Annotated in this window: 11 protein-coding genes; 4 read left to right on the top strand and 7 right to left on the bottom strand. The window is 60.7% G+C overall.

Annotated features, from left to right (window positions below; all coding sequences use genetic code 11):
• The first annotated feature begins 31 nt into the window (after positions 1-31).
• A complete protein-coding gene (locus tag H096_RS22640) occupies positions 32-3,883 on the top strand; it encodes a bifunctional diguanylate cyclase/phosphodiesterase (protein WP_033901564.1) in 3,852 nt (1,283 codons plus the stop codon).
• 166 nt (positions 3,884-4,049) lie between these two features.
• On the top strand, positions 4,050-5,303 hold the full coding sequence (glyA, locus tag H096_RS22635) for a serine hydroxymethyltransferase (RefSeq protein ID WP_017737423.1): 1,254 nt from the start codon (positions 4,050-4,052) through the stop codon (positions 5,301-5,303).
• A gap of 45 nt (positions 5,304-5,348) precedes the next feature.
• Here glyA and yjiA read toward each other — a convergent pair whose 3' ends face one another.
• The 3 genes from yjiA to H096_RS22620 all read right to left on the bottom strand — a co-directional run bounded on the left by yjiA (position 5,349) and on the right by H096_RS22620 (position 8,666).
• Entirely contained in the window at positions 5,349-6,308 is a 960-nt protein-coding gene (gene yjiA, locus H096_RS22630; protein ID WP_033901563.1) for a GTPase, read from the bottom strand.
• A gap of 78 nt (positions 6,309-6,386) precedes the next feature.
• Complete coding sequence (locus tag H096_RS22625; protein ID WP_033901562.1) at positions 6,387-6,584, bottom strand: YbdD/YjiX family protein; 198 nt, start codon at positions 6,582-6,584, stop codon at positions 6,387-6,389.
• A 15-nt stretch (positions 6,585-6,599) separates the two neighbouring features.
• Positions 6,600-8,666, bottom strand: coding sequence for a carbon starvation CstA family protein (locus H096_RS22620; RefSeq protein WP_033901561.1), 2,067 nt, complete (start codon positions 8,664-8,666; stop codon positions 6,600-6,602).
• 174 nt (positions 8,667-8,840) lie between these two features.
• On the opposite strand from H096_RS22620, the gene H096_RS22615 reads away from it, so the two are divergent.
• Positions 8,841-9,206, top strand: coding sequence for a PilZ domain-containing protein (locus H096_RS22615; protein WP_033901560.1), 366 nt, complete (start codon positions 8,841-8,843; stop codon positions 9,204-9,206).
• Here the strand turns inward: H096_RS22615 and radA are convergent.
• The 3 genes from radA to katB are packed head-to-tail and all read right to left on the bottom strand — an operon-like array spanning position 9,195 to position 12,725.
• The gene (gene radA, locus H096_RS22610) at positions 9,195-10,562 is read right to left on the bottom strand and encodes a DNA repair protein RadA (protein ID WP_016976768.1); all 1,368 of its coding nucleotides are present in this window, start codon (positions 10,560-10,562) and stop codon (positions 9,195-9,197) included. The genes H096_RS22615 and radA overlap by 12 nt on opposite strands.
• A gap of 35 nt (positions 10,563-10,597) precedes the next feature.
• Positions 10,598-11,137, bottom strand: a complete 540-nt coding sequence (locus H096_RS22605; RefSeq protein ID WP_033901559.1) for an ankyrin repeat domain-containing protein — start codon at positions 11,135-11,137, stop codon at positions 10,598-10,600.
• Positions 11,138-11,195: 58 nt separating this feature from the next.
• A complete protein-coding gene (gene katB, locus H096_RS22600; RefSeq protein ID WP_206542898.1) occupies positions 11,196-12,725 on the bottom strand; it encodes a catalase KatB in 1,530 nt (509 codons plus the stop codon).
• A 299-nt stretch (positions 12,726-13,024) separates the two neighbouring features.
• Between katB and mscL the strand changes: the two genes are divergently transcribed.
• On the top strand, positions 13,025-13,444 hold the full coding sequence (mscL, locus tag H096_RS22595) for a large-conductance mechanosensitive channel protein MscL (RefSeq protein WP_010206685.1): 420 nt from the start codon (positions 13,025-13,027) through the stop codon (positions 13,442-13,444).
• 45 nt (positions 13,445-13,489) lie between these two features.
• Here mscL and H096_RS22590 read toward each other — a convergent pair whose 3' ends face one another.
• A complete protein-coding gene (locus H096_RS22590) occupies positions 13,490-14,266 on the bottom strand; it encodes a ferredoxin--NADP reductase (protein ID WP_033901557.1) in 777 nt (258 codons plus the stop codon).
• Between the last annotated feature and the right edge of the window lie 205 nt (positions 14,267-14,471).

Here is a 14,471-nt window from a genome sequence, read left to right as displayed (position 1 = left end):
CGCCAGTCCAGCCAAACCGCAGGATCACAGCTTGTCCAAAGTCACGCCGCCAACTCCCCTGCGCGCCGCTCATATAGCGCCGGGAGCGCCCCTGCACGGCACCCTCAAAGGCGCATTGGCGACGCTCGTCCTCATGCTGCTCACGTTATTGTTCTGGCAGTTGCTCGACCAGCTCCAGCAAAACCAGAAGAACCAGCAGCAATACACCATCGACTACAGCGCCGATCTGGCTGAACAGATCAGCCTGAACATGGCCCTCAGCGCAAAAATCGCCCTGAACTTGCTGCCGATGGTCGAGCCACCGCGTGACAGCGAACAGCAACAGGCCCTGATGCGCACCTTGCAACGCTCGCTGCCGGAGCTTCGCAGTGTCGCCCTGCTCGCCCCCAGCGGCGCGATGGTCAGTGACAGCGCCACCGACAGCCAGGACGCCGCCTGGCTGGCAGAACTGGTGCAACGCAGCCACGCCCAATCCTATTACCTGAGCAACAGCAACGACGGCACGATCATTTATCTGTTGCTGCACCAGCCCAGCGGCGGCTCGCGGATGTATTGGGCGCTGCGCCTGGCCCCCAACTACCTGAGCAATCTCACCCGCCAAGACGGCCAGGGCCAGCGCCCGCAGTGGGTCATCGAGAATCGCGTCAACCACCGGGTTGTCAGCCGAGACAGCGGCATGCCGGCGCAGTGGGCGTCTGCGTTGACCCCGGACGAGCTGAATAAAAGCGTACTGGTCACCCCTCTAAGCAAAAGCGACTGGCAACTGCGCGGGCTGTTCGACCGCACGGCGGTGCTGGAACAACTGCTGCCGGCCTTCATCGGCAAATGCCTGCTGGGCCTGGCGTTTTCATTGATCCCGGTGATTGTGTTGCTGAACATGCGCCGCCGCCAGCGCCAGGTGCATGAAGGCCGGCGGCGCTACCAGGACATTTTCGAAGGCACCGGCGTGGCCTTGTGCGTGCTCGACCTGTCGGGCCTGAATGCCATCTTCGACAAGACCCGGCTGGAGACCCGCGAGCAACTGCACGCCTGGCTGCAGGACAACCCTAACGAGCGCCAGCAACTGCTCAAGGAACTGCGCATCACCGAGGTCAACCAGGTGGCGGTGCGCTTGCTGAATGTGGGTTCCTGCGAAGAAGCCTGGGAGCGCCTGATCGATGACTGCCCGCGCAATGCCACGTCCATCGGCTACCAGATTCTTGAGGCGGTACTGACCCAGCAGAACCAGTTGGAACTGGAAATCCAGCTCAAGGACGTGGCCGGCAACGAGCAGTACCTGTGGCTGGTGATGCGTCTGCCGGAGCAGCAGGACGATTTCAAGGCAGTGATCCTCAGCATCAGCGATATCACCAGCCGCAAGTTGATCGAGTTGTCACTGGTGGAGCGCGAGAGCTTCTGGTCCGACGTGGTACGCACCGTCCCCGACCACCTGTATGTGCAGGACGTGATCAGCCAGCGCATGATTTTCAGCAACCATCACCTGGGCCACACCCTCGGCTACAACAAGGCCGAACTGCAGCAAATGGGCGAGTACTTCTGGGAAATCCTGCTGCACCCCGAAGACGCCGAGCATTACCACGACCTGCGCCAGCAGCAGCGCCAGATCGGCTACACCACCCAATTGCAATGCCAGCTGCGTTTCCGTCACCGCAATAACCAATGGCGGCGCTTTGATATCCGCGAGCAGGCCCTGGCCCGCGACAAGACGGCGCAGATCACCCGCATCATCGGCGTGGCCAAGGACATCACCGACCAGATCGAGGCCAGCGAATCCCTGCGTGACAGCGAACAGCGCTACCGCATGCTGGCCGAAAGCATCAGCGACGTGATCTGCTCCACCGACAGCCAGTTGGCGCTCAACTACATCAGCCCTTCGGTCAACGCCGTGCTCGGTTATGACGTGGACTGGGTGTTCAAGAACGGCTGGCAGTCGATCATCGCCAACCCGCAGCAACTGACCGGCATTTACAGCTTGGTGGAACAGGTCAGCCGCTCGCTGGGCGATCCTGAGGCGCTGAACCGGCTGCGTGATGAGATCCAGACCCAACTGTTCCTGTTCGACTGCTTGCGCGCAGATGGTCGCAAAGTGCCGATCGAGCTGCGACTGGTGCTGGTGTGGGATGAACACGGCGCCTTCGAGGGCATCCTCGGCGTAGGCCGCGACATCAGCCAGCAACGCCGCGCCGAGAAAGACCTGCGCATGGCGGCCACGGTATTCGAACACTCGACCTCGGCGATCCTGATTACTGACCCCGCGGGCTATATCGTGCAGGCCAACGAGGCGTTCAGCCGGGTCAGCGGCTATGCGGTCAGCGATGTACTCGACCAGTTGCCGAACATGCTCACCGTCGACGAACAGCAGGAAGCCCATCTGCGCTACGTGCTCAAGCAACTGCACCAGCACAGCACCTGGGAAGGCGAAGTGTGGCTCAAGCGCCGCAACGGCGAGCATTACCCGGCGTGGGTGGGCATTACCGCCGTGTTCGACGATGAAGGCGACCTGGCCAGCTATGTGTGTTTCTTCAGTGACATCAGCGAGCGCAAGGCCAGCGAGCAGCGCATCCACCGCCTGGCCTACTACGACGCCCTGACCCACCTGCCCAACCGCACGCTGTTCCAAGATCGCCTGCACACCGCATTGCAGTCGGCCGAACGGCAGAAGTCGTGGGTGGTGCTGATGTTCCTCGACCTCGACCGCTTCAAACCGATCAACGACTCCCTGGGCCACGCCGCTGGCGACCGCATGCTCAAGGAAATGGCCACCCGCCTGCTGGGTTGCGTGGCCGAAGACGACACCGTGGCGCGCATGGGCGGCGACGAGTTCACCCTGCTCCTGCAACCGCGGATCAGCCGTGAAATGGCGCTGAACCGTGCCATTCATGTAGCCGAGCAGATCCTTGCCAGCCTGGTGAAGCCCTTTGTACTGGAGGGCCGCGAGTTTTTTGTCACCGCCAGTATCGGTATCGCCCTGAGCCCCCAGGACGGCAACGAGCTGAGCCAGTTGATGAAAAACGCCGACACGGCGATGTATCACGCCAAGGAACGCGGCAAGAACAACTTCCAGTTCTACCAGGCCGATATGAACGCCAGCGCCCTGGAGCGCCTGGAGCTGGAAAGCGATTTGCGCCACGCCCTGGACCAGAACGAATTCGTGCTCTATTACCAACCGCAGTTCAGCGGCGACGGTAAACGCCTGACCGGTGCCGAAGCCCTGCTGCGCTGGCGCCACCCGCGTCGTGGCTTGGTGCCGCCGGGGGACTTCATCCCGGTGCTGGAAGAGTTGGGCCTGGTGGTGGACGTGGGCGACTGGGTGATCAGCGAAGCCTGCCGACAGCTCAAGACCTGGCACCAGAACAAGGTGCGCGTGCCGAAAGTCTCGGTGAACATCTCGGCGCGGCAGTTCTCCGACGGCCAGTTGGGCACCCGCATCGCCACCATCCTCAAGGACACGGGCCTGCCGCCGGCGTGCCTGGAGCTGGAGCTGACCGAAAGTATCCTGATGCGTGAAGTCAACGAGGCGATGCAGATCCTCGACAGTCTGAAAAACCTGGGCCTGAGTATTGCGGTTGACGACTTTGGCACGGGCTATTCGTCGCTCAACTACCTCAAGCAATTCCCCATCGACGTGTTGAAGATCGACCGCACTTTCGTCGATGGCCTGCCATCAGGCGAGCAAGACGCACAGATCGCCCGCGCCATTATCGCCATGGCCCACAGCCTGAACCTGGCGGTGATCGCCGAGGGTGTGGAAACCCATGAGCAGCTGGACTTCCTGCGTGAGCATGGCTGCGATGAAGTGCAGGGCTACCTGTTTGGGCGGCCGATGCCGGCGAATCGGTTCGAGGCGCAGTTCAGCAATGATGCGCTGTTCATGTTCGATTGAGACCTTGTGGTGAAGCTGCTGGCTTGCTCGCGAAGAGGCCCTCACAGCCACCGCCCATCCCCAGATGAGCCCCGCTTATCCGCGACATGATGTCCTTTCATATGCCATCTAAAACCCATTGGGTTAGAATGCCCTCCTTTTCTGCCCCCGATCCTTGAGGACCGCCATGTTCAGCCGTGATTTGACTATTGCCAAGTACGACGCCGATCTCTTCGCCGCCATGGAGCAAGAAGCCGTGCGCCAGGAAGAGCACATTGAGCTGATCGCTTCGGAAAACTACACCAGCCCAGCGGTGATGGAGGCTCAAGGTTCGGTCTTGACCAACAAGTACGCCGAAGGTTACCCAGGCAAGCGCTACTACGGTGGTTGCGAGTACGTCGACGTGGTTGAACAGCTGGCTATCGACCGCGCCAAAGAACTGTTCGGCGCCGACTACGCCAACGTCCAGCCGCACGCCGGTTCCCAAGCCAACAGCGCCGTGTACCTGGCCCTGCTGCAAGGCGGCGACACCATCCTGGGCATGAGCCTGGCCCACGGCGGTCACCTGACCCACGGCGCCAGCGTTTCCTCCTCCGGCAAACTGTACAACGCCGTTCAATACGGTATCGATGCCAACGGCCTGATCGACTACGACGAAGTCGAGCGCCTGGCGGTCGAGCACAAGCCAAAAATGATCGTGGCCGGTTTCTCTGCCTACTCGCAGATCCTGGACTTCCCACGTTTCCGCGCAATCGCTGACAAAGTCGGCGCGTACCTGTTCGTCGACATGGCCCACGTGGCCGGTCTGGTCGCCGCTGGCGTCTACCCGAACCCGGTGCCTTACGCTGACGTCGTGACCACCACGACCCACAAGACCCTGCGCGGTCCACGTGGCGGCCTGATCCTGGCTCGCGCCAACGCCGACATCGAGAAGAAGCTGAACTCCGCTGTCTTCCCAGGCGCCCAAGGCGGCCCGCTGGAGCACGTGATCGCCGCCAAAGCGATCTGCTTCAAGGAAGCCCTGCAGCCTGAGTTCAAGACCTACCAGCAACAAGTGGTCAAGAACGCCCAGACCATGGCCAGCGTGTTCATCGAGCGTGGCTTCGACGTAGTCTCCGGCGGTACTGAAAACCACCTGTTCCTGCTGTCGCTGATCAAGCAGGACATTTCCGGTAAAGATGCTGACGCAGCCCTGGGCAAAGCCTTCATCACCGTGAACAAGAACTCCGTGCCGAACGACCCACGTTCGCCGTTCGTCACCTCCGGCCTGCGCTTCGGTACTCCGGCTGTGACCACGCGTGGCTTCAAGGAAGCAGAGTGCAAGGAACTGGCTGGCTGGATCTGCGACATCCTGGCTGACCTGAACAACGAAGCCGTGATCGACGCGGTGCGTGAGAAGGTCAAGGCCATCTGCAAGAAGCTGCCGGTGTACGGCGCTTGATTGCAGTTGCTTGAATAAGAAGCCCGGCTCTAGAGCCGGGCTTTTTTATGCCTGATAGACGCGCTGGAAACCTTCGCGAATCTTGTCTTCCGGCAGTTCATCGGCAATAAACACAATCACACTCTCCCGCGCCTCGCCCTCTTCCCACTCCGTGTCCCAATCAAAGCCGTAGAGCTTGAGCACGCCCTGGAACACCATGCGCCGGTCTTCACCGGCAATGTTCAGCACGCCCTTGTAGCGCAGCAGTTGCTTGCCGTGGTCTTCGAGCAGTTCGTTCATGAACTCACTCAGACGGTCGATATCCAGCGGCTGGTCAGTGCGCAACACCAGGCTGGAGATACGGTCGATGGACGGCGCAGCACGCACCGGGCGCAGGCTCATGCCAGCGTTGAGGTTGAAACCACGCACATCGAGCAGTTCAGCCAGGTCGATGTTGCCATGGTCCACCACCCGAATCGGCGCGCGGCGGTTGATGCGGGTGAGGCGCTCGCTGAGCGCGTCAAAGGTAGCGTCATCCACCAGGTCGCGTTTGCTCACCAGCAGGCGGTCGGCAAAGCCGATCTGGGCCTGGGCGATGGTCTGGGTCAGGTGGTGCTCGGCGTGGGCGGCGTCCACCAGGGTGATGATGCCGTCGAGGATATAGCGCTCGCGCAGTTCCTCGTCGATGAAAAAGGTTTGGGCCACTGGGGCCGGGTCGGCCAGGCCGGTGCACTCGATCACCAGGCGGTCGAAGGCGATTTCTCCGCTGTCCAGGCGCTCCAGCAGCAGGTACAGGGCTTTGGTCAGGTCGGTGTGGATGGTGCAGCACACGCAGCCGTTGGACAGGGTCATGACTTGCACCGGCTCGGCGCCCAATAGCTGGGTGTCGATACCGGCGTCGCTGAATTCGTTTTCGATCACGGCGATCTTCAGGCCGTGCTCGGCCTTGAGCAGGTGGCGCAACAAGGTGGTCTTGCCAGCGCCGAGGAAGCCGCTGAGGACGGTGACCGGAATGGGAGAGGACAAAAGCAGTTCTCCTTCAATAAACAGAAATAAAAATGGGAGCCCATTGGTATGGGCTCCCACAGGGGCCTGCCTAGCAGGTCAACAGCACTTGGGCCCACCCTTGCCGCCGTAACGGGCTTCCTGGCGTTCCCGGAAGAACGCCTTGTAGTCCATCATCGGCTTGTCCGGGTGTTTGGTTTGCATATGCTCGACGTACGTATCGTAGTCGGGCATGCCGACCATCAGGCGCGCGGCCTGACCGAGGTATTTACCGAGGCGATTGATGTCATTGAACATGGTTGCAATCCTCGATCACGCGTCCGGAACAGCCTGGAACGGGGCTTCTTTATCCGTACGTTCTTTGTTGCCCCAGGCGGCGACGCCGACCTTGAGCGCATAGAACAGGATGCTGAACACCACGAACAGGAACAGCGCCGTCAGCGTTGCGTTGGTGTAGGCGTTCCAGATCACGTGCTGCATCTGGTCGATGTTCTTCGCCGGGGCGAGGATCTGACCATTGGCCAATGCATCACTGTACTTCTTGGCCAGCGACAGGAAGCCGATCGCCGGGTTGGCGTCGAACAGCTTGATGAAGCCCGCAGTGGTGGTGCAGATCAGCAGCCAGACCGCCGGCAGCATGGTCACCCAGATGTAGCGCTGGCGTTTCATTTTGATCAGCACAACGGTGGCCAGCATCAGCGCGATACCTGCCAGCATCTGGTTGGAGATACCGAACAGTGGCCACAAGGTGTTGATGCCGCCCAGTGGGTCGATCACGCCTTGGTACAGCAGGTAACCCCACATCGCCACGCAACCGGCGGTCGCGATCAGGTTGGCGGTCCAGGACTCAGTGCGTTTCAGCGCCGGCACGAAGGAACCCAGCAGGTCTTGCAGCATGAAGCGACCGGCACGGGTGCCCGCGTCCACGGCCGTCAGGATGAACAACGCTTCGAACAGGATCGCAAAGTGGTACCAGAACGCCATGGTGTTTTCACCCGGCAGCACACTGTGCAGGATCTGCGCGATACCCACCGCCAGGGTAGGTGCACCGCCGGCACGTGCCAGGATGGTGGTTTCACCGATGTCATGGGCCACGGCTTGCAGTGCTTCCGGGGTAATGGCAAAGCCCCAGCTGCTGACAGTTTGCGCCACAGTCACTACATCACTGCCTACCACGGCGGCCGGGCTGTTCATGGCGAAGTACACGCCAGGCTCGATCACCGAAGCGGCAACCATTGCCATGATGGCGACGAACGATTCCATCAACATGCCGCCGTAACCGATGTAGCGGGCGTTGGTTTCGTTATCCAGCAACTTGGGCGTGGTGCCCGAGGAGATCAGCGCGTGGAAACCCGAGACCGCGCCACAGGCAATGGTGATAAACAGGAACGGGAACAGGCCGCCCTTCCACACCGGCCCGGTGCCGTCGATGAACTGGGTCAGGGCCGGCATTTTCAGGTCGGGCATGGTGACCAGAATGCCGATCGCCAGGGCGATGATGGTGCCGATTTTCAGGAAGGTGGAGAGGTAGTCACGCGGCGCCAGGATCAGCCACACCGGCAGCACTGCGGCGACGAAACCATAGCCGATCAGCATCCAGGTAATTTGAATGCCGGTGAAGGTGAAGGCCTTGGCCCAGACAGGGTCAGCGGCAATCTGCCCGCCCAGCCAGATCGAACCCAGCAGCAACAGCACGCCGATGATCGAGATTTCGCCGATGCGGCCCGGGCGGATGTAGCGCATGTAGATGCCCATGAACATCGCGATCGGGATGGTCGCCATCACCGTGAAGATGCCCCATGGGCTCTCGGCCAAGGCCTTGACCACGATCAGCGCCAGCACCGCGAGGATGATGATCATGATCAGGAAGCAGCCGAACAGCGCGATGGTCCCAGGGATACGGCCCATCTCTTCGCGAACCATGTCCCCCAGGGAACGGCCGTTGCGACGGGTGGACAGGAACAGGACCATGAAGTCCTGCACCGCACCGGCCAGCACCACGCCGGCAATCAGCCAGAGCGTGCCGGGCAGGTAGCCCATTTGCGCCGCCAGCACCGGACCGACCAACGGGCCTGCACCGGCAATCGCCGCAAAGTGGTGACCGAACAGGATGTGTTTGTTGGTCGGCACGTAGTCCAGACCGTCATTATTGAGCACTGCGGGGGTGGCCCGCCGTGGATCGAGTTGCATCACGTTGTTAGCGATGAACAGACTGTAGTAACGGTACGCAACCAGGTAGATGGCCACAGCAGCGACCACAATCCACAAGGCGTTGATCGCCTCGCCGCGGCGCAAAGCCACTACGCCTAGGGCGCACGCTCCTACGATTGCCAGCACCAGCCAGGGTAGGTGGCGTAGCAGGCTATTATTATTTTTCATTTTTATATTCCAGCCAGGGTGGACAGAAAGGACAGCCATCCCGAGTTTAGCGCTGTTGGCCTCAAAGGCCACCCCCCTACGTTGGTCTAGAGCCTTGCGCAGGCAAAAAAAGCAGAAATAAATGCCCGATGATGGCTCAGGACTACAATCCTTCTATCTCCAGAGGGTTTCACCATGACCGAGCAACCGTCTGAACGCCGCCGTTTCCGTCGCATCGCCTTTGATGCCAAGACGACCATTGCCCAGGACAGCTGGAATTGGCCGGTGCAACTGCTGGATTTATCGCTGCGCGGCTTGCTGGTGGAGCGCCCTGACGACTGGCGGGGTAATGGCAAGCGGCTATTTGACGTGGACATCCGGCTGGACCCACGGGCGCATATAAAGATGCAGGTGAAGCTGGCCCATGACGATCACGGGCAGCTTGGGTTTGTGTGCCAGCACATCGACCTGGACTCGATCAGCCATTTGCGACGACTGATCGAGTTGAACCTGGGTGATCAGCAAGAGTTGGAGCGCGAGCTGGGTGCCCTACTCGAATAGTGCATCCAATGCCTGTTCCAACCGCGTCACGCCAATGATCTTTATCCCCGGCGGCGACTCCTTCGGCGCATTGCCTTTGGGCACGATCGCTCGTTTGAAGCCGTGCTTGGCAGCTTCCTTCAAGCGTTCCTGACCACTGGGCACCGGACGCACCTCGCCCGACAGGCCCACCTCACCAAACACCAGCAAGTCATGGGGCAACGGCCGGTTACGCAGGCTGGACATCACCGCCGCCATCAACGCCAGGTCGGACGCGGTCTCCAGCACCTTGACCCCGCCGACCACGTTGAGGAACACGTCCTGGTCGTGGGTCGGGATGCCACCGTGGCGGTGCAATACCGCCAGTAGCATCGCCAGGCGGTTCTGATCCAGGCCCAACGTCACGCGGCGCGGGTTGGCCAGATGACTGTCATCCACCAGCGCCTGCACTTCCACCAGCATCGGCCGGGTGCCTTCCCACGTTGCCATCACCACGCTGCCTGGGACTTCTTCCTGGGCACGCGTGAGAAAAATCGCTGAAGGGTTGGAGACTTCTTTAAGCCCCCGGTCCGTCATGGCGAACACGCCCAGTTCGTTGACCGCGCCGAAACGGTTCTTCACCGCCCGCAGCAAACGCAGACGGCCATCGGATTCACCTTCGAAATACAACACGGTGTCGACCATGTGCTCCAACACCCGTGGCCCGGCCAGTGCGCCCTCTTTGGTCACATGGCCCACCAGGAAAATCGCCGTGCCGCTCTGCTTGGCGTAGCGCACCAGCAGCGCCGCACTCTCACGCACCTGGGAGACACCACCCGGCGCCGACTGCAATTGCTCGGTGAAAATCGTCTGGATCGAGTCGATCACCATGACCTTGGGCTTTTCGATACGCGCCGTGGCAATGATGCTTTCGATGCAGGTCTCGGTCATCACCCGCAGTTGATCCTGGGGCAGCCCCAGGCGACGGGCGCGCATGGCCACTTGTTGCTGGGATTCTTCGCCGGTGACATACAGCGCCGGCATGCGGCTGGCGATGCTGCACAGGGTTTGCAGCAGGATCGTCGATTTGCCGATGCCCGGATCGCCGCCGATCAGCACCACCGAGCCGTCCACCAGGCCGCCGCCCAGCACACGGTCCAATTCACCGGAGGCCGTGGAGAAACGCGGGATTTCTTCGACGCTGACTTCGGCCAACGTCTTGATCTGCGCCTGTTGTCCGGTCCAGCCGGCACGGCCGGTGGGGGCCGCAGCGCCGCCGCTTTCGATCATGGTTTCAGTCAGGGTGTTCCACGCGCCGCACTCGGTGCACTGGCCGGCCCACTTGGGAAAGGTCGCGCCGCACTCCGTGCAGCCGTACATGCGCTTGGCCTTTGCCATTTGAGAACCTCCAACCGAAAAACCGCGATGATAGCTCAGCGCGACGCCGGGGTCCGGATTTCACCACTGGCCAATCGTGAAGCGCTGTTGCCGATCGGGTCTTCGGCGTTGAGGTCGGCGCCCTTGGCCTTCAATTCATCCAGCAACTCGACGCGCTTGAACAGCCCGGCGTACATGGCCGCCGTCTGCCCGGCGCCGTTGCGTTGGTCGGGGTTGCAGTCGGTCGCCAGCAGGCGTTGAGCGATTTTCAGCTCGCCCTTGAAGATCGCCCCCATCAGCGCCGTGTTGCCGCGCTTGTCCTGCACGCAGGCGTCGGCTCCGGCATTGAGCAAGCGCTCCACGAACGAGCCCTGGCCGTGGTAAGCGGCGAGGATCAGCGCGGTGTAGCCCTTGTCATCCTGGGTGTTGAGGCTATAGCCGGAGTCGATAAAGGTGTTGAGCATGTCGAGGTCGCCTCGGCGGGCGGCGTCGAAATAGTAGTCTTGCAACTGGGCCTTGAGTGCGACCGGGTCGGGAGACTCGGCATGGGCGACAAAGGCCAGCATGGCCATCAGCAATCCGATAGAAACTCGCATGGGTGTTCTCCTGCCAAAGGTCGACGCCTCATCAAGGGCGCCGACCAGAACCAACGGATCAGTCAGTCAGTTTTTCCGCCAGCGCCTTCACGCGCGCCAGGTCACCCTTGGCAACCTTGGCCACGCCAGCGCCGTATTCCGGGTCGGCCTTATACAGGAACGACAGGATGATGTGCTTGCTCTCGTCATCGGTGGTCGCCAGCGAGCCACCAAAGTTCTCGATCAAGTCCTGACGCTCTTTCTTCGTGAACGAGCGGTACAGATCACCGGCCTGCTTGAAGTTCTGCTCGCGCTGGATCTTCGCCTGCTGGATGCTGCCCGACAGGGCTGACTGGCTGTAGCGCGCGGTTTGCGGCTCGTCCCGTGGCAGCAGACGACTTGGCTGGTAGTTCACGCCAGTGGTGGTCTTGCCGAAGTTCATCGCGCCGTCCTGGTTACCGTTGTTGACGGTCACCCGTGGTGCGTTGATCGGCAGTTGCAGGGCGTTGGCGCCCAGGCGGTACATCTGGGTATCGGCATAGGAGAACACGCGGCCTTGCAGCAGGCGATCCTCAGACGGCTCGATGCCCGGCACAAGGTTGGCCGGGGCCATGGCGACTTGCTCGGTTTCCTGGAACACGTTGCCGGGGTTGCGGTTCAGCACCATCTGCCCGACTTTGCGCTCAGGCACATTCGGCCAGATCTTGGTCGCATCCAATGGATCGAAGTCGAACTTGGCCAGGTCCTCAGGCTTGAGCACCTGCACGTACAGGTCCCACTTGGGGAAATCGCCCTTGTTGATGTGGGTGACCAGGTCGTTGGTCATGTGGCTGTAGTCGCGCCCCTGCACTTCGGTGACCTGCTTGGGATCGAGGTTCTTGATGCCTTGCAGGCTCTTCCAGTGGAACTTGACGTAGTGCACTTCGCCCTTGGCGTTGATCAGCTTGTAGGCGTGCACGCCGTTGCCGTCCATTTCCCGATAGCTGGCCGGGGTGCCGGAGTCGGAATACAGCTCGGTCAGCGTGCGGGTGGACTCAGGCACATGGGAGAAGAAGTCGAAGCGACGGGAATCGTCATCCAGATTGGTGCGCGGGTCTGGCTTGAAGGCGTGGACCATGTCCGGGAACTTGATGGCGTCGCGGATAAAGAACGTCGGGAAGTTGTTACCCACCAGGTCCCAGTTGCCGTCAGCGGTGTAGAACTTGGTGGCGAAACCACGCGGGTCGCGCAAGGTTTCCGGGGAGTGATTGCCGTGGACCACGGCGGAGAAGCGCACGAACACCGGGGTGGCTTCGCCGGCCGCGAACACCTTGGCCTTGGTCAAGTCGCTGAGGTTATCGGTGACGGTGAAAGTACCGTGGGCACCGGTGCCACGGGCGTGCACCACGCGCTCGGGGATGCGCTCGCGGTCGAAGCGCTGCAGCTTCTGGATCAACTGCACGTCTTGCAGCAACACTGGGCCATTGGCGCCGGCGGTCTGCGAGTTCTGGTTGTCACCCACCGCTGCACCGTTGTCGCGGGTCAGGTTGGCGGCGTGTACGGACAGGGAAAGCAGGCTGGCGGTCGCCAGTACCAGCGCGTATCGCGCTGAAACAGGCCCGCGGCTCATAGGGGTCTTCATCGAGGTTTCCTCTGGTTTTTTTAGTGCACATTCAGTTGTGCTTGCCAGAGGCTAGTGACCCGAGAGTCAGAAGATAAATAGAAAACTCACAACAACCCGATTAACAAAATAATCTGTTAAGTCACTGATATCAGGCGTATTTCGCGCGCGATTGATGGCACTTTGCAAACTATTTGCGTTTTAATGTGTCGATAAAAACTAACAGTGTTAACGGTTGTGTCGGGCAAGCCCGCTACGACTGACTTACACTGAGTCCCACCCTTCTCATCTGTAACAAGGAATAACCTATGGGCGTGATCAGTGAGTTCAAGGCCTTCGCGGTCAAAGGTAATGTGGTCGACATGGCCGTCGGTATCATCATCGGCGCCGCCTTCGGCAAAATTGTTTCCTCGTTTGTAGGCGACGTGGTGATGCCGCCAATCGGTCTGTTGATCGGTGGCGTGGACTTCGGTGACCTGGCGATAACGCTCAAGGCGGCACAGGGCGATGTACCTGCGGTGGTGCTGGCCTACGGCAAGTTCATCCAGAGCGTCATCGACTTTGTGATTGTCGCGTTCGCGATCTTCATGGGCGTGAAGGCGATCAACCGCCTGAAGCGTGAAGAGGCCGTGGCGCCAAGCCTGCCGCCGACGCCGACCAAGGAAGAAGTGTTGCTGGGTGAGATCCGCGATCTACTCAAGGCACAGAACGACAAGCCGCGCCTGTAAAGACCGGCTTGAAAAAAAAGGCGCCTGCTAGAGGCGCCTTTTTTATTACCAGTAGTTTTCCACCGCCACCTGACCGGGGCGGCGGCTCAAGCTCAGGTTCATGTCACGCTGCTTGAGCAATTGGCGTGTGTCATCGACCATCTGCGGGTTGCCGCAGATCAGCACGCGGGAATGTTCCGGGGTCAGCTCGACGCCGGCTGCACGTTCAAGCTCGCCATTTTCGATCAGTGTGGTGATGCGCCCATTCAACGCGCCGGGATGTTGCTCACGGGTGACGATGGGAACGTAGGTGAGTTTGTGTGCGTACTCGGCCAAGTATTCACGTTCACCCAGCTCCTTGATCAGCGTTTGATACGCGAGCTCCTTGGCTTCCCGTGCGCTGTACACGAGGATGATGCGTTCGAATTTCTCCCAGACCTCGAAGTCCTGCAGGATCGACAAAAACGGCGCCACCCCGGTGCCAGTCCCCAGCATCCACAAATCGCGGCCATCGACGAAGCGATTCAAGGTCAGGAACCCCGTGGCCTGGCGTTCCACCATCAAGGTATCGCCTACCCGCAGGCGGCTCAACTCGCTGGTGAATTCGCCGCCGGGGACGACGATCGAGAAGAAGTCCAGATGCTCATCAAACGGTGAGGACACCAGCGAATAGGCACGCCATACGGTACAGCCATCCGCCTTGGTCACCCCCAAACGCACAAACTGCCCCGCCGTGAAACGAAAGCCCGGATCGCGGGTGGTGCGCAGGGTAAACAGGCTGGGGGTCAGCGATTGCACGTCGAGCAAGGTCTGGCGGGTAAATTTCTCAGCACTGGCCGTCATGGGGGGCTCCGTTCTACAGGTGCCCTAGTGTCCCTCAAAGTCGCGTGCGGAAACACCTGCGATTGGTAGTGGCATCGCCCAACATTCGCAGTAGTGGCTATATAGTCGCAACGCCAACTCATTCGCTATTAGCCTCCACCTGAATGTGTGAAGACGCTGTTAGGGAAACTCTGAAAAAGACTTTCAGATTTGGTGAAATAGCCGC

The sequence above is a fragment of the Pseudomonas sp. FH1 genome (assembly GCF_000510895.2).
In the GTDB taxonomy this organism is placed as follows: Bacteria; Pseudomonadota; Gammaproteobacteria; order Pseudomonadales; family Pseudomonadaceae; genus Aquipseudomonas; species Aquipseudomonas azotoformans_A.
This window is presented reverse-complemented; position numbering and strand designations above follow the sequence as displayed.